Here is a 19690-nt window from a genome sequence, read left to right as displayed (position 1 = left end):
TAACGTGACCTCGTGGCGGCGGATGGAGGTCAGGCGGCGCGCAGCAGCGGGGAGGCGTGGTGGTCGAGCCGCGCGGGCTCGCCTGGCGGGGCGGGAACGGGCCGCTGCCGGGGCGCGAGGGCCTGAGCGGTATCGGCGGCATCGAGGGTGGGCAGGTCGATGACGGCGACGGTGAGGTTGTCGAGCGCGCCACGTTGCGTGGCGGCGTCGATGAGTTGCCCGCAGGCCGTGGCGGCGGAGTAAGGGCGGCGCAGGAGCCGGGTGAGGTCGGCCGTGCCGAGCGGCAGGGTGAGGCTGTCGGAGCACAGCAAGAGCCTGCGAATGTTGAGGATGCGCTCGTCGTGGAGGCCGCCACCGGGCGGTTCACGCCACACCTGCTGCCGGCGGACCGGCCGGACCGCGTGCAAGGGCCATGTTCGCTGCTCGGGGCGTGGGTGGATCAGCGCGTGCAGGGACAGGTCGCCGGTCAGGGCGAACGCGTTCACCCGCTCCCCCACCCAGCACAGATCGACCGTCCAGTCGGTGACCACCGCGGTGAGCAGGGAGTCGACGATGCTGGTGGTCTCCGGCGAGAACGGCAGGCCCTCGTCGGCGACGCTGGTCTCCAGGGCGCATCGGCCCGCGTAGAGGCCGGCGGCGGCGTTGGCGGTGTGGGCGGCGGCGACCGCGCTGGTTTCGGAGGCGATCCGGGCGTGGGCGCGGGCGCGTTCCTTGTCGGCATCGACGCTGTCACCTGCGCAGATCGACACGGCGAAGCTGGCGCGGTATCCGGCCGGGCAGACGCGGTGGACGTTCCACGGGCGCGGTCCGGGGTCGGACTGCACGGCGAGCTCACCGCCGATGGACAGGGGCAAGTGGCGGGCGTACGTACGGCAGGACATCGAACTCCCTACGGGCATGAGTCGGTACCGCCCCGGCCACGGGCCCGGACGCGGTGCGGTGGCGGGCGGTGCGGTGCGGTGTGGGATCAGAGAACGGGGTTCAACAGGAGGGCTGCTGCCAGGGCAGGCCGAGCAGCAGGATGCGAGCCGTCTCGAGCTCGTCGGGGTTGCCCGGCGTCACGAGCCGTGCCGTGGTCGCGGATCGGGGATCGACCCGGACGCCTCGCGCCCGGCCAGGTGTCTCCTGGTGCAGCTGGTAGGCGTGGAGTGGGCTGCGTATCCGGTAGAAGGCGGAGGCGCGGGCGCCGGCTCGGGCCTGGATGTCGGCGGCGTTGGCCCACCCTCGGCACTCACAGGCCGGGTCGGCGCATCGGTCGGATTCCAGATCGAGGGCGCGGCGGTAGTGCGTGCGGCTGCCGTTGAGCATGGGGCAGGCGCGCTCAGCGTAGGCGGCGCACTCGGCGTGCAGGCCGGGCTCGCTGCTGTACCCCCGCAGGAGGTCACTGGGGCGTACGAGCAGGACGAACGTATGCTCGGCGAGGCTCGCCATCGGTTGTCGGTCGCGGCGGTCGGCCAGGGGCTGACCGCACACGCTGCACCGCGCCTGGAGCAGGCATTGGTGATGGCGGCGGGGGTCGTTGGTGCTGAAGTGAGCGCGTCCGTCGCGGTGCCGGATGGTGATGTACGGGATGACCAGCCCGCCTTGGGTCGGTGCCGTGTTCAGCCGGACCGGCACCGCCAGCCGGCTGGTCATGGCCGGCTCGGCGTGAGGGTCGGTGGCGGAGCGAGGTGCGCGCCGGTCAGCAGGGCTTGAGCGTGCTGGCGAAGAGCCGGATCGGCGATCTGTTCGATGCTGTCGTAGCGTCCCGTCCAGTCGCCGGCGCGGCTGCTGTCGTGGACGGCGTCGGCGTGGTTGAGCAGCATCAGGCAACCGCATCCGCCGCCACACGGTTGCAGCAGACAGATGGTCCACGTGGCCCGGGACTCGGTGGTGCCGCTGGTGCAGGCTCGGCAGCCGGGGTCGTGGCCGGCGTCCGCGTAATTCTGGGCTGACTCCTTGATCTGGAAGAAGCATGGGGGTGCGGTGTCGGTCATGGTGGTGAAGCTCTCTTCAGGGGAGGGGCCGGTCTGGTCCTGGCCCGCAGCGTCCAGGACCAGACCGGAGCTCGGAAGGGGTTAGGCCGCCTCGGCGTCGCCGAGGCCGCCGCCGCTCTGGGCGTCCTGGCCCGCCTCGTCGAAGGGCGACACCTCGACCAGGTCCTGGCTGGAAGGGGCCTTAGAGCGCCTAACGCAATGAAGTGAGGCGCCGCCAGCAGATAAGTGCGCAGGCCAGCTTGAGGAAGGCTTCGTGGATGTCGGCGCGGACTTCCCAGCGGATGCGCAGGCGGCGGAAGGCGTGCAGCAGGGCGAAGGTCTGCTCGACGACCCATCGCTGTTTGCCCAGGCCGGAGCCGTGTTCGGTGCCGCGTCGGGCGATCAGCGGGCGGATCTGCAGCTCGCGCACCAGGGCGCGGTACTTGTCGTGGTCGTAGCCGCGGTCGGCGAGCACCACGTCGGGACGCTGGCGAGGCCGGCCGCGCTTGCCGCGCACCTTCGGGATGGCCTCCAGCAGCGGGCGCAGTTGGGTGACGTCGTTGCGGTTGGCGCCGGTCAAGATGACGGCCAACGGGATGCCGGTGGCGTCGGTGATCAGGTGGTGCTTGCTGCCGGCCCGCCCTCGATCGACCGGGGATGGGCCGGTCTGCGCCCCCCTTTTAACGCTCTGATCTGCGAGGAGTCCACCGCGGCGCGGGAGAAGTCGAGCACGTCGGCGGCCCGCAGCCGATCGAGCAGTATCTCGTGCAGCCGCTGCCACACGCCGGAGGCGTTCCACTCGGCCAGCCGCCGCCAGCACGTCATGCCCGAGCCGTAGCCGAGTTCCTGCGGCAGGTGCTCCCAAGCGATCCCGGTGTGCAGCACGAACAAGATGCCCTGCAGCGCCAGCCGGTCATCCAGCCGCTTGCGTCCCGGATGCCGGAACCGCCGCTGACGCTGCGGCAACAACGGCTCGATCACCGCCCACAGCTCGTCGCTGACCTCCCACGGCTTCAGCCTGGCCACCCGCTCTCCTCCCGCTCGGCTACAGCGAGAGATCAAAGCACAACAAAGATCATTCTGTTAGGCGCTCTTAGCGAGGAGATCGTGCAGGAGGATCGGCTCGTCATCGGGCGATGGCGCGGGCTCGCTCAGCTCGCTGGAAGCGTCGTCGTGTCCGTCGCCGTCCTCGCGTCCGATCTTCACGACCTCGGTCGTCTCCGGCTCGGTTTCGGCGGGCTCCTCCCCTACCACTTCGGTCTGATCGGCGGGGACGTCTCCCCGGTAGGGGGTGCCGTCGATCAGCGCTCGCTCGATCGGGGCCGACTGGTAGGGCTGAATCGTCCGCGCGCCGAGCTCCGGCCCCAGCGTGGTGACCAGGAACCGCAGCCACAAGGCCGCATCCGCCCTTGAGCAGGGGCTGTACTTATCCGGCCGCCACGTGTTCTTGCAGTCCTGGCTGGCCTTGGTCATCTGGTGCTCGAACGCCACCGCGATGAGCCGCAGCAACATCATGGCCTGCTGCCCGGCCGAAGCGCCTCGCAGCGCCTGGTCGAGGTCGGTCGGGCCGCCGAACTCGGCGTACAGCGGGCTGCGGTGCGCCGCCGTCAGGAAGTCACGCACCGGGCCTGGCATGTCCAGCAGCGTCTGGGTGACGAAAGCCAGCACCGGCTTGGGCGCGCTCTTGCGCTGGAAGAACTCCGCCAGCCACTGCTGGCGCAGGGTGCCGGCGCGCGGCCAGGCGTTGCGTCCCTCGATCACGATCTTGCGCGACGGCTCGTCCCCGCTGGGCTTGGCGGACCCGCTGGCCGAGGCTGCCGACACCGCCGCTGTGGTGGTGGTCGAGGGCGCGGGCGGGGCGTAGCCGTGTTCGGAGGGAGTGGTGCAGAAGTACTCCGGCTGGGTCTTGTTGTAGCTATAGAAGAACGCGCCGTGCCCCGGACAGGAGGCGTGCTGGGCCGGGTCGGGGTCGAAACCGTCGACCAGCCTGGCCAGGCTGTCCAGTAGCAACGCCTCCGGTGGCCGGGACTCGGTGACGCGGACGCCGCCCTGTTCCAGCTCGGCGATGAGCTTGGTGTGGGCGGCTTGCTCGGCCAGTTCGTCACGAACCGATTCGACGGCGTAGGCGACGGGGTGACCCCAATCGATGCGCTGCTGAATCTTCGCCAGCGCCTGCTCATCGCCGTCGAACTCGGCCAGCAGCGCGACATCGTCCAGCGTCCAGGCGTAGTCCATGGCTCGGGCGGCGCGTCTGGTCTGCTCGCTGATCTGTCCGGCCTTGATGCCGGCCGTGATCTGCTCCCTGGTACGGCCGGTGCGCCGGCGCAGCGCGGTTCGGCTGGCGCCTGCTTGGTGCGCCTGGAACAGGGCCTGGGCTTGTTCGAAGGCCGACAGCGGAAGGCGGAAGTCGCCGTCGTTCTCGACGAGCTGGTCGATGAACAGGCCCGCCCGGTCGCCGATCATCGTGAGGTCGACCAGGCACAGCATCGTCTCCAGCCCGAGCTTGCGTCCGGCTTCGAGGCGGCGGTTGCCCTTGATCACCCAGAAGAGGAATGCTTCCTCTCCGTCCTGGCGGTCGTGGTCGTCCGGGATGGGGATCGCGGTGAGGACGACCTGCTGCTTGGCGAGCAGCGACTTGCAGAAGGCCGGTGTGATGCCGTAGTCCTCGCGGACGTTGTCCGGGAAGTGCGTCAGGTACTTCAGCGGGATGTGCAACAGGTGGAGGTTCTCCGGCTGGGCGATATCCGGCAGATCCATGGGGACAGCTGACACGAGATGGAACTCCCTTCAGCAGGGCGGACAGATGCGATCGTGAAGTGGGTTCAGGTGCTGGACCGAGGCGTGCTCGATCTGAGGCAGAGGCGCGGGGTGGATGGGGCGCGGCTTCGTGCAGAGCCCTCGTCAGGTCCAGGCACGCCTTCGAGCGGCCCCCAAGGTGGGGGACCGCTCGCGTGCTGGCGCGATCAGGTGGCGGGAGCGGGCTCGGCCTGGTCTTCCTCGACGGTGGAGGGTGCCGCGCCCTGGACCAGGCGCGGTGACGACGCCGGCGGCCAGGTGCCGGGCTGCTGGCGGACCGGGTCATAGCGGGTCGACATGGCCAGGGTCTTGGCGGCCACCTGGACGACGCCGCGAACGACTGGCCTGTTGTGGCGGTCCTTGGTCTCGTAGGCACGGGCGATCAGATCGCGGCCCTGGACGGTGATGACATGGCCGACGTGGTAGGACTCGCTGGCGCGGACGGCGTCCAGACCGTGGGCGATCACCTCGATCCGGCGGGTCGGCACGTAGGTGCCGTTACGGCCCTGCGTCGGCGGACCGGCCACCTCGACCAGGGCCGACCACATCGCAGGCTTGTCGTCGGCGGCAGGCCAGAACTTCGGGTCGTAGGCGATGCGTCCGGTGAAGCTGATCTGCATGTCGTCCATGTGCGCTCCCTTGGCCTGATGCGACGAAGTGCCGCAGCACCTGCGTCGTCGTTGGCGGGGCGCCCTGTGTGAGTGGGGCTCCCCGTCCCGGTGAGCCGATACAGCGACGACGGGACCGGCTCCGGCAATCCGGGTGGTGGGGTGGTCTCAAGATGTTTTGCGCAGCAAAAGATCTTGAGACCACCCCACTCGCCGCCCATGCCTGCGATCGGGCGAGAACCCGGATTGCCGGAGCCGGGGACGGCGGCGCACGATCGGCACGACCGGGACGGAGAGGTCCACACCACAGGCAGCACCGGATCGACATGGGGCAGGTCTTCTGGGGCGAGGCACGGGGACCATCGGCGACGAGGATTGCCGGTGCATCCTGCCTGCAGCCAGGTAGCCGGACACTGCTGGTCAACGCCACCGGTTCGGGGACGGATATGGGCGTTCTGAGCAAAGCTCATCGCCGGAGCTGATCGCAGCTCACGCCCGTCGACGGGCAGAATGGTGAAGCGTTCGGCGGAACCGCCATCCTGCGTCGGGTGCTGACGCACCTCGACGTCACGGCGGACCGGGCCGAGTGGCCAAGTCGGTGACGTCTCCGGTAGTGCTGGTGGCCGCCAGCGCGGTGGCGAACAGGATGAGCTGGTTCAGCACCTTGAGGAAGAGCAGCATCGCCACCGCGCCGGTGACGACCTGGTAGGCGGGGTTGGCAGCAGTGAGGTTGAGCACGGCTTGGCCGAGGGTCTTGAGGATCTCCAGGCCGATCGTGATGACGAGCGCCGGCCCGATCACTCGGCGCAGCGGTAAGTGCAGCCGTGGTGGCGCGGTGAGCAGTGCCATGGCCAGTAAGGTGTTGACCCCGATGCCCAGCACGAACGCCGCCACCGACAGCATCCAGCGGGTGGGGGGTGCCTCCACGCCCACGGTGTTCACCGCGAGCCAGGTCAGCACCCACTCGGCGGCGAAGGCGGCAGTGAGCGACAGTGAGAGCAGCGCTCCGAGCCCCGCCACGATGCCCAGGTCGATGATCTGGCGCAGGAAGAAGCTGCCCGGATACTCCTCCAGCCGCCAGATCGCCCTGGTCGCCGAGCGCAGCGTGTTCATCCAGAACAGGCCCGTCAGCGGCAGCACCACGCAGGCCACCAGCCCGGCCGTTCCTCCGGCGTCGCGAAGCGCCTGGACGTCCAAGCGCGGGAAGGTGTCGCTCAGGTAGCGCTGCACCTCGGCCAGCACCGCCGGCTGATCTAGGACGCGGCCGAGGACGGCGAATCCCAGCAGGGCCAAGGCGAAGGTGGCGAAGAAGGCGTAGTAGGTGAGGGCGGCCGACAGCCGGCCGGCGTCGGCCTCGTCGTAGCGGATCAGGGCCCGCACCGTGTGATCCAGCCAGCCGTGCCGGCTCCTGGCTCGCTTCCAGCCCGCCGCCATCCGGCCGGCCCAGCGCCGGGCCGCCCTCATGGCCGGGGCCGGTACGTCGGCGGGATGCCGCCGTGATCGCGCGCCGCAGTCGTTTCACAGAAGATTGCTCACCGTGCCGTCGTGAGAAGCCGGTAGGACGGATGACTTACCCGTGATGCGGATCTTATTCTTCAAACGCCCCGGCTCGAAGCCTGAAAAGCCCGCCTACGGTCCCCGCCGCTGAACAACTCCCCGCGCGCGGATCGAGACCGTCCGAACCGCGCTGGCGGCCCGGAGCGGGCGTCGGCGCAGCGGGTGACACTGCTGCTGGCCGTCCGCCGCCAGCGGCACCAAGAGTTGGCCGCCGCGCACACCACGCACGACGCGACCGAACGCCGGGTGACCGAGCTCTACACGAAGGCCGCCGACCAACTCGGCAGCGACAAGGCCTCGGTCCACCTTGCGGGCCTGCATGCCCTGGAACGCCTCGCCCAGGACACTCCGGAGCTCCGGCAGACCATCGTCGATGTCATCTGCGCGGATCTGAGGATGCCGTTTGCCAAGCCGCCGGACCCGAATGCGGCCGACGAGCCTGCCGTCCCCAGCGCCGCCATTGCCGGCGTCGTCGCTTCGTCAGTTGGGCGTGACCCGCACGAGGAGCGGCAGGTCCGTCTGACCGCCCAACGTATCCTGGCCGACCACCTGCGCTACCAGGACCTGCCCGTCCGCCGCTGGTGGCAACGCCGCCGCGCTGACCCCAACACCCATCACTGGCCGGACGTCCTCCTCGACCTCAACGACGCCGTTCTGGAGGACTTCGAAACTGCGTCAGTGCCGCGTGGGCGACGCTCTGTTCTACGGGGCCCTTTTACTGGCTACACCTTGTTTCAGCCGGCGACCCTACGGGCACCGCCGTGTTCTACAGCGGAAACGTCCACCCCGGAGGCTTCTGTGGTACGCCAGGCGCCACAGGTTTCTCCTCCAGTGGACGCATGTACACCTGCCGCGGTGGACACTGGAGACGCTGACCGCCAACCGCTTTACCTGCTCTTGGTGCCAGCCCTGGCACCGTGAAGTATGGGCAGCACGGGGGAAGACAAATGGGTCGCTGCGCTCCGCGACCACGCCGGACAGCTCGCGTTCCCGCAATGGACCCCGCAAGCAGGCGACTGGACCAATCTGTACACCGGGTTCGTTGACGACGGCACCCCGTACACCGAGGTGGCCGTCTACCGGGAAGGTGACGGCGGCGGCCACGTCCGCATCTACTACCAGCGGTACACCGGTGATCAACTGGCCGCCTCGAGAAGACGCCGCCACCGGCCACCTAATGTGACAGCTCGTGACCGACATTATACTCATAGCCTACATCGGGACAGGCGGCACACTCGCCTCCACCCTCATCGCCCAAGGCATTCAGTGGCTCCGCAACCGCGCCGACGACCGCCGAGCCCGCGAGCAGGCACTCGCAGAAGTTCTCGCCGCCGCCGTCACCCTGTCCGGCGTGGCCAGCGCCTGCAACGCCGCCTGGTCACAACCACACAGGCTCTACATCACCGTGGTCAGGCTCCTCCGAGTCTTCCCTGCAGGCCGGCCGAGCGGCGGATGGCAAGGCCGGCTGGCGGACGTCGCCCGCGACGACGAGCTTGACAAGCGAGCTACTCTCGCCGCACTGCACGGGGTGTTGACACCGCAACTCGACCGCACCACACGCGTGCTGATCTCCATCAGCATGTGGCGGGGCCGCCGCCCGGGACCTCGCCGACGCCGTCGGTCGTCTTGCCGCAGCCGTCGGCGAGCCGAAACGCCGGTTCCCCAAGGCCCATGCCAGCTTCCACCAGGCGTTGTAGCGGTTTCGTGAGGCCATCGACCGCTGACCGTCGCTTTGGCGAAACGGGTTGCGATCAGGCGCGAAATTCATCGCGTGACAGGCGCCGAACCCCTCCCATGCGACGTGCTGCCCGTCGCCGACGGCGTCCTCGTCATCCCCCACCACCTGCTGGTCCACGTCCCGGCCGGCGCCTACCAGCTCACCGTCGCCGAATGGCTCAACCTCGCCAAGCTCAGAACAGACTGATCAGCGGCGTGCCGAAGGCACATGAAGCCGCCACTGAGCACGCGCCTGATCGACGCCGTCGCACGCCGGCCCCTCCCAGCCGCAGATGCATCCGACCTTGTCCTCGGGCCCGTACCGAAGGAAATGCCGGCCTGACCCGCCACGAGGGTAAACACCCTTGCCGTAGCTATACGCCTTCGCGGTCTCCTTCAACGCCTTCATCGTCCCCTCTGCCTCCGCGAGTGCAGCTCGCAACTCGTCGTGCCCCTCGTCCTCCAACTGCTCCTCAGTGAGCTGCATCGCCTGCCGGAACTCGGTTGAGGCGTTGATGATCCGAGCGATCGGTGTGCTCGTATGCCAGAACTGACCGTGCGGGCCTCCGTGTTCCGGATCCTCGACCAGCCGACCCTCCTCCGCCAGGTTCAGCATCTGCTTGTAGACCCAGTGGCGTTGTTCGATACCGCCCGAGTTGACTCCGATTCCGCGGTGTTCCGGGCCGAACAGGTCGTCGCTCATCTCCGCCCACACGTCGCCGGTGTGAAGGACCAGGTGTCCGCTGTGTCGGTGCCGATCCACGATCGCTCGCAGCCTGTTGGCGTCTCGTCTCGGATCCACAGGCCGCGCCACAGGGTCGGCCCCATCGAGTGCGAGGAGAAAGCCAGCGATCCTTGTGAAAACGCTCATCCGAGATCCCTTCCAGCGGAGAAAAGGCGGGGTGGTGCGGCAACAAGGCGTTGGAGGGGAGCGCTCGCGGCCCACGAGGACATCAGCCAACCAAAGGAGGCCGTTACGGCCGACACGTAATCATGCCGCCACACTGGGGCATGACGACGTTAATTGGAGGATGGCGTGTCAGGTATGAGAGGCGGTAGCGGCCGCTACACCCGCGGCTCCGCGACCGCCGAGCGAGACACCGGGTGTGCCGGCTGCGCGCCCGTGGCCTCACCTACGAGCGGATCGCCGACCAACTCGGCATCAGCCGCGGCAACACTTGCGAAGCCGTCGAACGGGCCATCGCCGACATCGTCCGCAGGCCCGCCGAGCAGGGGTTCGCGAGCCGGAGCTGATGCGGCTGGATGAGATGCACCGCGCCGCCCTGGCCGTGCTGGAAGCGTCGTCCTCTTGGCCATCGGATAGTCACAGGGCCGCGGTCAGCGCCTCGCCTGCGATCTTCACCGAGTGCGTGAGCGAAGCGAGCAGCGGCGCCGGCAGCGCCCCAGACTCCAGACCGGAGACCGCCACCAGGTCGGTCAACGCCTCGCGTTGCGCATCCGACACGCCGTCCAAGGAGCGGTGCCTGAGCAGTTCCCGGGCGGCGTACCCGTCGCCGGACTCGATCACCTCGACGGCCAGTTGAGCGAGAACGCGACTGGACGCCGAGGTGTCGGCGAGGGTGGCGACGGTCAGCCCGAGCCGGGTCCGGAAGACCACGAAGCCGGGCCTCGGTTCGTCGCCGAAGAACTGGCCGACCATGGCCGCCACGTCCTGGCTGGCTGCCTTCCCGTCCGGTTCCGCGCACATGACGCGCAGGCAGGAAGCGACCTGCTGCTCCCAGGGCTCCGTGGGCGTGCCCTCCTCCAGGAGGGCCTGCGCTGCGCCGAGCGTGCCGCGCAGGCAGTGGGCGATGATCTCGACTTGCCGTCCGTCCATGAGGTGCAGGCCGATCCCCTGATGTGCTCTGGTGTGCGTGACCGCCTCATCCCAGCGGCCGGCGAGCGTCAGGGCACGGATGCCGTCCGCGAGGTACTGCCGCCACACCCATTCACGCAGCTTGTGCCGTTCTCTCGGGGCGCCGGTGAGGTGGGTCAGCGGCAGAGTGCGATGGCCGATCACCAGGTCGGTGTCTTTGGTGACCGCCTGGTACATCGCGTCCAGGAGCCGTAGCGCGTGCTGCCCGTCGTCGGCGCGGATCTGGAGCCGGGCGAGGTTGTGGACGGGTTCGAGCATGTACCGGGCGCGGGTCACGGTCAGCGGGCGACCAGCGCCCCGGTAGATGTTGATGTGCTGCCAGCACAGGTCCCGGGCCAGGCCCGGCAGGCCGCAGTCGCTGGCCAGAAGCGCGGCCTTGTTGAGCGCGTGCGCCCCCTCGTGCAGGGCGTCACCGCCGGGGCGGGCCGCGGTCTCGGCGATGGCGGCGATCTCCTGGATCCGGTCGGGCAGCGGCGGGTGGCCGGGCCGGGCGTGGCCGACGAGGGGGAAGCGGCGGGCGGCGGCGTGCAGCGTGACAGGGTCCATGGTCAGCTCTCGGGCAGGAAGGCGGAGACGGCCGCGCGGGCGAGGATGCCTTGCGTGGTGGCCGACAGGCCGAGCCGGTTCCAGTGGAAGATCACGACGTGGGTGAGCAGCGCGCGCAGGCCGCGGTAGATGCGGCCCTCGGCGGCGGCGCGGCCGAGCTCGTTGCCTGCGGCCTGCCACGCGGTGAGCCACGGTGAGGCGAACGCGGCGAGCCCGCCCGGCGCGAACGGATCGCCGTCGGCCTGGGCGGGGACGGCCAGCAGCGTGCGCACGTTGGCCGACAGCTTCTCCACCTGGCCGACGTCCGCGAGGGCGGGCGCGGGCCGTAGCTGGGCGACCCGGGCGAAGACGTCGCCACGCTCGAACCAGTCCAGTCCAGCCGCCTGCAGCAGGGCGTTGATCAGCACGATGGACAGTTCACGGCGGCCGAGGTCGGGGGCGGCCTGGCGGGCGTAGTCGAGGACGCCGAGGCTGTCGGCGTAGAACAGGTCATGTGCGGCCTGCATCCCGGCTGGGCCGCCGAACGCGGCGGTTTCGGGCTCGTACACGGTCGGCCACCAGTGGACGATCGTCCCAGCCGCGAGCAGCTCGTCGAACACGTCGTCAACGGCGTCGCGGTCGGCGTCGCGCAGCCGCAGCCGCCAGCCGGGGGGTTTGCGCAGGAACCACCACCCGTTGATCGTTCCGTCCGCGTGGAGCTGCTCCAGGCGCGGCCCCAGCTCGTGGGCGCCGATCGTCTCGGCGTCGTCCCAGTCGGGGAACTGGACGCGCAGCTGGTACCAGCCGGCTTCGGCGCGTTGTTCGAGCGCGGTGAGCCCGGCGGCCTGGTACGCCGTGGCGGCTTCGTCGAGGTCGGCCGGCTCGACGCCGACGTCGGCGGCGGCGGTGTCCAGGTCTGCTCCGGCGAGGAGGGCGAGGACGCCGTTGGCGAGCTGGTGTGGCGGCGTGGTGGTCAGGTGATGAGGAGGCATGCGTCCCATCCAGAGCGTGGGGGTGTGGTGTGTTGTGCGGTTTCCAGGGCCAGGCCCACCCCGGCGGGCCCGTCCAGGAGCCCCTTGGCGTCGTCCTGGCTGGTCGCTGCGCGCTGGGTGAGTGCGGGTGCGAGCGCGGGGAGGCGGCTCCCGATCGCCGGGTTCGAGGCGTCGAGGGAGGCCCGGTAGGCGGTCTGGTAGACGCCGGCCATGCCGTGGCATAGCCCCGCCTCGGTGATCTTCTGAAGCTGTTGGTCGGTCAGGCATTCGGCCATGGCCTTCTCGGCGATCCCGCGCCGGACGGGGTCGCTGGTGGCGAGTCCGGCGAGTTGCTGGGCGCGGGCGATCCCGGCCGTGCCGTAGCACCACGAGGGCCGTCCCGGGCTGCGCTGGGAGGTGTGGCCGGTGTGGAGGTCCTCGCGGGTGAGCCATTGCGGCCACCACGTGCCGTCCGACGAGTCTTGCCGCCACTGGTCGTACCAGCCGGTCAGGGTCTCGATCGCGCCGCTCTGGCCGGGCACCGTGCACCCGCGCAGGGAGGCGAGGGAGAGCAGCGCGAGCAGGCCGGCCGCGCCGTGCGCGAGGCCGAGGTTGACGTGCCCGCCCGGCGTCGGCGCGAGCGGGTCCGGGTCGTGATCGACCCACCAGCCCGGCAGTTCCACGCCGTCCACGCGGCGCGGCTGGGTCAGGCAGGTCACGTAGGTGAGGACGGCACCGAGCAGGTCACTGCCGGGGGCTCGCAGGAGCAGCAGCGCACCGAGTCCGGTGAGCCCGCGGAACAGGTCGTACTCGGCGAACGCGGCGGGCACTCGCCCTCTCATCCGTTCGGCGGCGGTGGCCAGCCGGCGTTGGGTCAGCCGTGCCACGTGCTTGTCGAGGCTGCGGGCTGCCGCTTGGTAGCGGGGGTGACCATCGCGGGCGGCGTGCAGGACGAACGCGACGGCCGGTACCCCGTAGTAGAGGCCGGCGTGCGGCGCGCTGTCGATCGGCCCGGCGGTGGCCTTGCGGACGTGCGCGTCGGCGCTCGCCCACTTTCCGGTGCCGAACAGGGCCCGCTCGATGTGTAGGAGCGCGTTCGCGGCGGTCGGCCTGGTGAGGGACTGACTCGCCCTCTCATGCTCGCTCAGCTCCACCGGCTCCGGTGCCGGGCCGGTCACAACGCACCTGCCAGAGCGAGGCAGCGCAGGGCGGCTGCCCGGGCGAGGCGGCCTGTCGTCTTTTCGTATTCCGGGTCGACGCCGAGGGCCCGCACGTGATGGTCGTGCAGCAGGGCGCGCAGCACGGTGGCCGGGTCGCGCTGCCCGGCAAGGGCGCGGTGGTAGGCGGCCAGCGCCGCATCGCGGGCCCGCCAGGCGGTGGCGACGGCGTCGCCGCCCGGGACGGCGCGCACGGCCTGGTAATCCTGGGCGGGGTCGCCCCAGCAGAGCGCATGGTCGCGCAGCGCGCGGTCCAGCGGGCCGGTCTGCTGCTCCAGGCAGCCGACCAGCGCCCGCCAGCCGATGGTGGCGTCGGGGGCGAACGCGGCGGCGAGGTGCGCCATGGACGCGGCGGCCAGCGCCTGGCCAGGCAGCCGGGCAGCGTCGGCCACGCGGATCTGCGCGATGGCGGCCCGGGTGTCGGCGGCGAACGCCTGCTCGGCCGCCGCCAGCGCCGCGGCTTCGCCGTACCGGCCGGGCTGCTCGCGGCAGGTGATGACGGCGAGCTGCGCGGGCAGGCCGAGCGATGCCAGCCGGGCGGCGAACGCAGCCAGCCGTGCCGCGACCAGCCCGTACTGGCCGGGGTCGGCCAGCCGCAGGTACACGGCAAGGTACTGGTCAGTATCGGGCTGGATCATGTCGCGGTGCCGGCGCACCCACCAGGCCGTGATCAGGTCGGCGAGTTCGTCGGCGAACGGCGGCAGGTGCCGGGCCAGGATGTCGTCGAACCGGGCCGGGTTGCCGACCAGATGTGCGCACACCAGCGTGGTAGCGCCCGGGGCCGCAGTCGTCGGGAGGCTGCGTCGCGGCGGGTTGACCACGGTCATGGGGATCAGCAGCTCGGCCGGTCGGCCGATCCAGCCCCGCCCGTGCGGCGGGTCGTCTTCCTGAAGCTCGACCTTCCCTGCCCGCTCCAGCCGCGCCTGGAGGACGGCGCGGTCCATCGGCTGATCGAGGTCGAGCGGGAGACGCAGGTCCTCGTGGCAGAGCAGGACGCGCGCCGGCGTGCGCCACCGCTGCCGCCACGCCTTCAGGGCCGCGTCCCAGCCCTGCCCGTCGCCGGACACGTCGGCGGTGGTGAGCAGCCATCGGGCGGGCGCCAGGACGGTGCGCCGGTAGCGGATGCGCGGCAGGCGCGGCAGGGTGCGGGCGGCGCCGTAATTGAACGGCTTGTAGGCGGCGGCGCGGGCGTCGGCGACCTCGGCAAGGAACCGGGCCAGCGGCGGGATCTGGACGGTGGTGTCCAGCGCATGAGGGAGCCGGGCAATGACGCGCCGGCCGGCGGAGCGCTGCACCAGGTGCATATGGGTGGAGTCGGCGGTGACCGACAGGTCCTCGATGCCGATCACGTCGCCGTCGGTGGGGTGCTCGCCCAGGTGGACGACGGTGGGCAGGAGCGGCGGGACCCGCGTGAGGTTCTCGTTGCGGGGGCGGCGGGGCGGGAAGGACAGCTGCACCACCACGGCGTCGGCCCCTGCGCTGTGGGAGTCGGCCAGCCGGGCGCGGTCGTCGTCGTCCAGCAGGTGAGCGAACCGCCCGGTCATGCTGGTGTGGGCGCGCGGGTTGGCGGTGATGCGCAGGTCGAACTCTCCCCGGTTGATCGCCTCCGTGGAGGGGGCGGAGAGGGTGACGCCGATCTCGATGCGGTGGGGCAGCACCACGGTGTCGTGGTCGCCCACGGTCAACGCGGTGACGTCCGCGTCGGTGAGGGTGATCTCGTCGGCCCCCGTCTGGGCGGCTTCCTGGATGAGGGCCAGGAGGGTGGCGTCGCGGTCGGTGATCGTCCGCCAGGTGGGCCGGGCGCGGGGTGCACCGAGGTAGCCGCCGGGGTAGCCGAGCCCGGAGTCGGCCACCAGCTCTTTCACCGGGACCAGGGCGCCGGGGCCGTACCGGGCAAGGAACCGGGCGTGGTAGTCCATCCAGGCCGTGCGGCCGAACGGCTCGATGGCCAGCCGCAGCAGGACGGTGGCCGCGCGGGCGGCCTCCTGCAGCACGACGTCGGGGACGGCGATCCGGGCGTCGAGTGTCACGTCGGCGGCCAGGCCGGTGCCCGGCGCGAGCCCGGCCATCTGCACCCGGGCGGCGGCGCGGAGCGCGGCGGCCCGCTCGGGGGCGGCGGTGTTGTGCCGCGTCAGCAGGTCGCGGACGTGTTCGAGGTGGCGCAGCAGCCGGCCGACGTCGGCCAGGTCCGCGCCGCCCGCCTCGTGCAGCACGTCGATCAGGTGGTGGAGCGGGTCGGCGGCCGTCATCGGCGGGCGCAGGTTGGTGATCAGGATGCGCTGGTCCACCAGCGCGTGCAGCAGGGTGAGGATCTTCTCCTCAGGGGTGCCGGGGAAGCGCGCGGTCAGCTCGGCGGCGAGCTGGTCGAACCGGATCGGTGCTGCGGCGGCGTTGAGCGCGATCTGCACGGGCCGGGTCAGCCGCACGGACACCTCGCGCATCGGGCCGGGGAGCCGGGCGTCGTCCGCGCGCGCGAGGACGACGAAGCGGCCGTCGCGGGCGATCCCGAAGCTGTCAGCGATCACCATCAGGCGCGGCCGCAGGCTGCGATGCCGCTCCATCTCGTCGGCCAGGTGGGTGATCCAGCCGGCGTTCACTCGCGCGTACGCGCGGTGCCGGGCGCCGATGTCGGCCCTCGCGGGCCCGATGGCGGCGATCGCGATTCCGGCGAACAGCCCGAACGGGGTCGGGCGGCGCTGCCAGCGCAGCAGGTAGGAGGCGGTGGCCATGACGGCGCGGCGCACGTCGCCGGCGGGCGGGGCTGCAGAGTCGAGCAGGGGGTCAATGCGAGCGGCGAGGTCGGGGCTGGCCATCTGCAGGGCCTCGCGCACCTCGCCGTGGGCCCACACCTTCGCCAGCCACGTGCGGCCTTCCTGCTGGATGGTGGCGGGGTCGCGCAGATCGAGGAGGGTCGGCAGTTCGAGGTCGCCGGGGTCGGTGCTCGCTCGCACCATGACCAGGCCGGTGTGCCGGTAGCGCGGGGGGATGCTCATCGTGATCCCTCTCAGGGGGTCGGTGGTGAGCCGCGCCGCCGGCGCCCACGCGGGGTGTGGGCGCCGGGCGGCAGAGAGTGGTTCAGGAAGGGTCGTTGGAGCTGGTGGTGCACGCGCTGGTGCTGCACGTGGTGCCGCACCCGTCGTCGGTGGCGCACATCATGGTGACCAGCGGTGTGGTGGCCTCCACGACGCGCATGTCCAGTTCGAACTCGTCGTCGGCTACGGCGTCTGCGGGGTGCAGGACCTTGGGCGCGTCGAGGGTCGCCGGTGGAGCCATCGGATCACACTCCTTATCGGGTTGGGTGTGGGGCAGCCTGGCCCGCTGAGGTGTGCTCAGCCGGTGGGCCAGGAGATCGTGACAAGGCCGTGCGTCTTGTTGAGCCTCGCCGTGCCCTCGGGCAGGTGGGCGGGGGCGTGGCCAGTCGGCCAGTAGGCGAACGTGGGTTCGGCGTGGTTCCTGGCCTGCTCGTCCCACGCCCGGATCTGCTCGACCAGGGCGATCGCCGCCTCCTGGCCGTGCGGCCCGTAGGCGCGAGCGCCGAACTCCGAGCCTGCGCCTTCCAGAGCGGGCCGCACCGACAGGTAGGCGAAGGAGCTGCCGTGCACTCCGGCGAACGGGAACCACGTCTTGCGCTCCTGGGCGAGTTCGGTTCCCTCCTCGGCGGCCAGCTTGCAGAAGCCGGGCAGGAAGCTCGCGAGCCACAGGTGCAGGTCGGCGAACGACACGCCGTGCTCGATTGTGACGCCAGACCACAGCTCAGTGCGCTCGCTCTCCAGAACGCCGTCCAGCATCGCGGGGTTGTCGGGTGCCCCGTCGTCGAACCGGAGCGTGACAGCGTGTCCGTTGGGGTCGCGGAGCCGGAACTCCCTGTCGGCGTGCTGGCCATGCCCTTGCATGGGGACGAACCCGCATACCACGGACGACGTGCTGGTCAGGTGGTCGTTCGTGCGGCGGAACGCGATGGAGCGGGTGACGCCGTTCATCCGCAATGGCACCACGAGTGTGCCGCTGGGGGCCAACTGGCGCAGCCAGGCCGGGGACAGGTCCCACGCGCCGACCGTCACGATGATCGCGTTGAACCGATCGAACCCGGGGATGGCGTGCTCGGCGTCGACTTCCATGACGGTGACCCGGCTCGCGTATCCGTTGGCGGCCAGCAGTTCGGAGGCGCGAGCGGTCACCTCCGGGTCGATGTCCACGCTGACGACGTGTCCGTCCGGCCCGACGATCTCGGCGATCATCGCCGCGTTTACGCCACCGCTTCCGATTTCCAGCACCAGCATGCCCGGCTCCAGCTCGGCCTGCTCGATCATCGCGACCTGGACGTACGCGGCGCTGACGGACGAGATGGCGTTGCCGTTCTCGTCCCGCTTGGTCACCACGGCGCTGTCGGCCTGGTAGGTCACCTCCAGCGGGGTGTCGGCCGGCACGAACGCGTGCCGGGGCACGGTGCGGAACGCCTGGTCGACCTGAGCCGACCGGATGTGGCCCGCCGCGGTGAGCTCGTCCGCCAGCTTGTCCCGCAGTTCGGCGGCCTGCGCCTGGTCGGTGGTCTCGTCGTTCACTGGACGATCTCCCTGTGATGTGTGTCCTGGTCAGTGGATGGTGCGGAAGGGCTTGGTACGGCGCGGGTTCACCGTGGCGGGGCCGGGCGGCCCTGTCCAACGGACACGCCGGGGGTGGCAGGCGGCAGGCCCTCCCGGTGAGGGCGGCTGCCAGCGCCTTCCGACCGGGCATGGGTACCGCGGGCTCGGCCGGAAAGTCGAGACGTGAACGACGGCCTGCGCGAGCAGTTGCACCTGGACGGTATCCGGGCTGGGTCTCCTGCTGCTGAGCACGAGTAGCAGGATCAGGCCGGCCACGATGAAGGGCCGCACGAGCCCGGGGCGGATGGTGGCGTCCGGCGGCCGAGCGGGCGTCCAGGGATTTCCGTACACGAGCACGATCAGATCCACCGGAGCGCCTCCGAATGGCCTACGACGGAGGCCGGCCGTCGGCCGCCTGGTCTGGCGGGTCGTCGGCTGCTTGCGGCTGGTCGCTGTCCGCGGCGGGGCTGGTCTCGTCGGCGCTGCCGCTCTTGCGCCAGCCGGGGCGCTGGAGACGGAGGGCAGTAAGCATGATCTCGTTCATGGCGGTGACCCCTTCCCGCGGGCCGGGTGGTGTGGATTGTGGAACTCGTGGCCCATGCCGGACAAGGGCTCCGGCGCGGGCCACGAGGTGTAGGCGGCGCGGACCAAGAGGGAATGGACTCCGAGGGACAGTTCAGTCCGCGCCGCAGTGCGTGGGTTGCCTTATCGGCCATGTCGTGTCATCACCCGATTGCGTTCCACAGGGTGTCAGGGAGACGTTCGACGAGGACGGGGGGCACCGGAAGCGCCTCGACGGCCGCGCGCTGGCGGGCCTTGTTCTGGATGTCACGCATGAGCGGCCAAAGCTCGTGGGGGTCACGCCCCTTGCGGTAGACGCCGCCTTCCTCCCAGTGCCCTCGGAAGTAAGCGGTGAGGTGCTGGCCGCCGGGTTCCCACAGGATCTGCCACCAGTGGTGGACCTCCTGCTCAAGCTGAGCCGCCCACCAGCAGCCGGTCTCCGGATCGATGATCACATTCATGTCGGCTCCCTCAAGCGTCAGGTGGGCGGCGCTCATGGCTTGCGGCCCACGGCGCACAGGCCGAATCGGTCGTCGTTCCCCGCGTTGATCATGTCTTCGGTCGGCCGCCACTGGTCCAGATGGCCGAGGCCGGGATCGATCCGTTCGAAGCCGTCGAAGAACCGCCGGATCTCCTCCGTCGTTCGCGGCACGACCGGAGCGCTGGCCTTGCGGTGCGCGTACTCATCGGCACCTGCCCGTGCGACACCGTCCGGGTCGTCCCATAGGTGCGACAAGATCAGATAGCTGCCCGGCACCATCTGGTCGCGGATGGTCTCCACCAGCCGTTCCGGACCGTCCTCGTCGGTCAGCAGGTGCAGCACCGCGACCAGCAGGACTGCCACCGGCCGAGCGAAGTCGATGTGAGCGCGCAGCTCGGGATGGTCCAAGACTGCCTTGGGAGCCCGAAGGTCACCCTCGATCGTGATCACATCGGACCTAGTCCCAGACAGCAGGGCGCGAGCGTGGACCAGCACGATCGGATCGTTATCGACATACGCCACGCGCGCTTCCGGATTGACCCGCTGCGCCACTTCGTGCACGTTCGGCGACGTCGGTACACCGGTACCCAGATCAACGAACTGCCTGATGCCAGCCCGGGCGACGGCTTCCGTCGCACGAACCAGGAAGCTTCGATTCGCCTGGGCCGTAGTCCGAGCGTTCGGAGCGACCTTGAGAACTTGCTCGGCCAGGTCTCGATCGGCGGCGAAGTTGTCTCTGCCATTCAGGAAGTAGTCATAGACCCGGGCGATGCTGGGCGTGTTCGGATCCACGCCGGATGGGGGCGAGGAGGTACGTTCATCGCGCTTCGGGGTCATGGGGCCT

The 19690-nt window shown here is 70.5% G+C and carries 20 protein-coding genes; 3 read left to right on the top strand and 17 right to left on the bottom strand.

From position 1 onward, the window contains the following. Nucleotides 1-29: 29 nt before the first annotated feature. The 7 genes from HD597_RS00430 to HD597_RS00400 form a co-directional block, all read right to left on the bottom strand. Nucleotides 30-881, bottom strand: a complete 852-nt coding sequence (locus HD597_RS00430) for a hypothetical protein (protein ID WP_253739465.1) — start codon at nucleotides 879-881, stop codon at nucleotides 30-32. A 100-nt stretch (nucleotides 882-981) separates the two neighbouring features. After that, a complete protein-coding gene (locus HD597_RS00425) occupies nucleotides 982-1635 on the bottom strand; it encodes a hypothetical protein (RefSeq protein WP_253739463.1) in 654 nt (217 codons plus the stop codon). Beyond that, nucleotides 1632-1976 (bottom strand): hypothetical protein, encoded by a 345-nt coding sequence (locus HD597_RS00420; RefSeq protein WP_253739461.1) that lies wholly within the window; start codon nucleotides 1974-1976, stop codon nucleotides 1632-1634. The genes HD597_RS00425 and HD597_RS00420 overlap by 4 nt, the downstream gene beginning before the upstream one ends. A 190-nt stretch (nucleotides 1977-2166) precedes the next feature. Next, a protein-coding gene (locus tag HD597_RS00415; RefSeq protein ID WP_372513317.1) for an IS5 family transposase occupies nucleotides 2167-2981 on the bottom strand; the annotation gives its coding sequence in 2 pieces (ribosomal slippage) (nucleotides 2167-2627 and nucleotides 2627-2981; 816 coding nt in all). Nucleotides 2982-3038: 57 nt separating this feature from the next. After that, a complete protein-coding gene (locus HD597_RS00410; protein ID WP_253739459.1) occupies nucleotides 3039-4712 on the bottom strand; it encodes a ParB/RepB/Spo0J family partition protein in 1674 nt (557 codons plus the stop codon). 206 nt (nucleotides 4713-4918) lie between these two features. After that, entirely contained in the window at nucleotides 4919-5380 is a 462-nt protein-coding gene (locus tag HD597_RS00405) for a hypothetical protein (protein WP_253739457.1), read from the bottom strand. A 546-nt stretch (nucleotides 5381-5926) separates the two neighbouring features. Beyond that, on the bottom strand, nucleotides 5927-6823 hold the full coding sequence (locus HD597_RS00400) for a YihY/virulence factor BrkB family protein (RefSeq protein WP_253739455.1): 897 nt from the start codon (nucleotides 6821-6823) through the stop codon (nucleotides 5927-5929). Nucleotides 6824-7078: 255 nt separating this feature from the next. Here HD597_RS00400 and HD597_RS00395 point away from each other — a divergent pair, with 255 nt between their 5' ends. Together HD597_RS00395 and HD597_RS00390 are read left to right on the top strand one after the other, a co-directional pair. Continuing rightward, on the top strand, nucleotides 7079-7837 hold the full coding sequence (locus HD597_RS00395) for a hypothetical protein (RefSeq protein WP_253739453.1): 759 nt from the start codon (nucleotides 7079-7081) through the stop codon (nucleotides 7835-7837). An 850-nt stretch (nucleotides 7838-8687) separates the two neighbouring features. Next, on the top strand, nucleotides 8688-8840 hold the full coding sequence (locus HD597_RS00390; RefSeq protein WP_253739451.1) for a hypothetical protein: 153 nt from the start codon (nucleotides 8688-8690) through the stop codon (nucleotides 8838-8840). On the opposite strand, the gene HD597_RS00385 is transcribed toward HD597_RS00390, so the two are convergent. After that, on the bottom strand, nucleotides 8841-9503 hold the full coding sequence (locus HD597_RS00385; RefSeq protein WP_253739450.1) for a hypothetical protein: 663 nt from the start codon (nucleotides 9501-9503) through the stop codon (nucleotides 8841-8843). It abuts the gene before it with no gap. Between the two features lie 233 nt (nucleotides 9504-9736). Between HD597_RS00385 and HD597_RS00380 the strand changes: the two genes are divergently transcribed. After that, a complete protein-coding gene (locus tag HD597_RS00380; protein ID WP_253739448.1) occupies nucleotides 9737-9886 on the top strand; it encodes a hypothetical protein in 150 nt (49 codons plus the stop codon). Nucleotides 9887-9956: 70 nt separating this feature from the next. Here HD597_RS00380 and HD597_RS00375 read toward each other — a convergent pair whose 3' ends face one another. From HD597_RS00375 to HD597_RS00335, 9 genes are all read right to left on the bottom strand, one after another. Further along, entirely contained in the window at nucleotides 9957-11054 is a 1098-nt protein-coding gene (locus HD597_RS00375; RefSeq protein ID WP_253739446.1) for a hypothetical protein, read from the bottom strand. A gap of 2 nt (nucleotides 11055-11056) precedes the next feature. Next, the gene (locus HD597_RS00370) at nucleotides 11057-12025 is read right to left on the bottom strand and encodes a thiopeptide-type bacteriocin biosynthesis protein (RefSeq protein ID WP_253739444.1); all 969 of its coding nucleotides are present in this window, start codon (nucleotides 12023-12025) and stop codon (nucleotides 11057-11059) included. Further along, on the bottom strand, nucleotides 12007-13182 hold the full coding sequence (locus tag HD597_RS00365; protein ID WP_253739442.1) for a lanthionine synthetase C family protein: 1176 nt from the start codon (nucleotides 13180-13182) through the stop codon (nucleotides 12007-12009). The genes HD597_RS00370 and HD597_RS00365 overlap by 19 nt, the downstream gene beginning before the upstream one ends. Further along, on the bottom strand, nucleotides 13179-16214 hold the full coding sequence (locus HD597_RS00360) for a lantibiotic dehydratase (protein WP_253739441.1): 3036 nt from the start codon (nucleotides 16212-16214) through the stop codon (nucleotides 13179-13181). Before HD597_RS00360 ends, HD597_RS00365 begins: the two co-directional genes overlap by 4 nt. Nucleotides 16215-16296: 82 nt before the next feature. Next, complete coding sequence (locus HD597_RS00355; protein WP_253739439.1) at nucleotides 16297-16494, bottom strand: FxLD family lanthipeptide; 198 nt, start codon at nucleotides 16492-16494, stop codon at nucleotides 16297-16299. Nucleotides 16495-16550: 56 nt separating this feature from the next. Next, nucleotides 16551-17783 carry a methyltransferase, FxLD system gene (gene fxlM / locus HD597_RS00350; protein ID WP_253739438.1) on the bottom strand — a complete coding sequence of 411 codons (1233 nt, stop codon included), beginning with the start codon at nucleotides 17781-17783 and terminating at the stop codon, nucleotides 16551-16553. A 409-nt stretch (nucleotides 17784-18192) separates the two neighbouring features. Continuing rightward, nucleotides 18193-18348 (bottom strand): hypothetical protein, encoded by a 156-nt coding sequence (locus HD597_RS00345; protein WP_253739436.1) that lies wholly within the window; start codon nucleotides 18346-18348, stop codon nucleotides 18193-18195. A 181-nt stretch (nucleotides 18349-18529) separates the two neighbouring features. Further along, nucleotides 18530-18826 carry a hypothetical protein gene (locus HD597_RS00340; RefSeq protein WP_253739434.1) on the bottom strand — a complete coding sequence of 99 codons (297 nt, stop codon included), beginning with the start codon at nucleotides 18824-18826 and terminating at the stop codon, nucleotides 18530-18532. A 32-nt stretch (nucleotides 18827-18858) separates the two neighbouring features. Next, nucleotides 18859-19683, bottom strand: coding sequence for an SAM-dependent methyltransferase (locus HD597_RS00335; RefSeq protein ID WP_253739432.1), 825 nt, complete (start codon nucleotides 19681-19683; stop codon nucleotides 18859-18861). Nucleotides 19684-19690 lie beyond the last annotated feature (7 nt).

The sequence above is a fragment of the Nonomuraea thailandensis genome, assembly GCF_024172165.1.
In the GTDB taxonomy this organism is placed as follows: domain Bacteria; phylum Actinomycetota; class Actinomycetes; order Streptosporangiales; family Streptosporangiaceae; genus Nonomuraea; species Nonomuraea thailandensis.
This window is presented reverse-complemented; position numbering and strand designations above follow the sequence as displayed.

Coding starts and splice junctions, on each gene's coding strand:
- HD597_RS00340 (WP_253739434.1), bottom strand. CDS start 18,826: ATGAATGTGATCATCGATCCGGAGACCGGCTGCTGGTGGGCGGCTCAG.
- HD597_RS00355 (WP_253739439.1), bottom strand. CDS start 16,494: ATGGCTCCACCGGCGACCCTCGACGCGCCCAAGGTCCTGCACCCCGCA.
- HD597_RS00385 (WP_253739450.1), bottom strand. CDS start 9,503: ATGAGCGTTTTCACAAGGATCGCTGGCTTTCTCCTCGCACTCGATGGG.
- HD597_RS00345 (WP_253739436.1), bottom strand. CDS start 18,348: ATGAACGAGATCATGCTTACTGCCCTCCGTCTCCAGCGCCCCGGCTGG.
- HD597_RS00430 (WP_253739465.1), bottom strand. CDS start 881: ATGTCCTGCCGTACGTACGCCCGCCACTTGCCCCTGTCCATCGGCGGT.
- HD597_RS00420 (WP_253739461.1), bottom strand. CDS start 1,976: ATGACCGACACCGCACCCCCATGCTTCTTCCAGATCAAGGAGTCAGCC.
- HD597_RS00335 (WP_253739432.1), bottom strand. CDS start 19,683: ATGACCCCGAAGCGCGATGAACGTACCTCCTCGCCCCCATCCGGCGTG.
- HD597_RS00375 (WP_253739446.1), bottom strand. CDS start 11,054: ATGGACCCTGTCACGCTGCACGCCGCCGCCCGCCGCTTCCCCCTCGTC.
- HD597_RS00370 (WP_253739444.1), bottom strand. CDS start 12,025: ATGCCTCCTCATCACCTGACCACCACGCCGCCACACCAGCTCGCCAAC.
- HD597_RS00360 (WP_253739441.1), bottom strand. CDS start 16,214: ATGAGCATCCCCCCGCGCTACCGGCACACCGGCCTGGTCATGGTGCGA.
- HD597_RS00400 (WP_253739455.1), bottom strand. CDS start 6,823: ATGAGGGCGGCCCGGCGCTGGGCCGGCCGGATGGCGGCGGGCTGGAAG.
- HD597_RS00425 (WP_253739463.1), bottom strand. CDS start 1,635: ATGACCAGCCGGCTGGCGGTGCCGGTCCGGCTGAACACGGCACCGACC.
- HD597_RS00410 (WP_253739459.1), bottom strand. CDS start 4,712: ATGGATCTGCCGGATATCGCCCAGCCGGAGAACCTCCACCTGTTGCAC.
- HD597_RS00405 (WP_253739457.1), bottom strand. CDS start 5,380: ATGGACGACATGCAGATCAGCTTCACCGGACGCATCGCCTACGACCCG.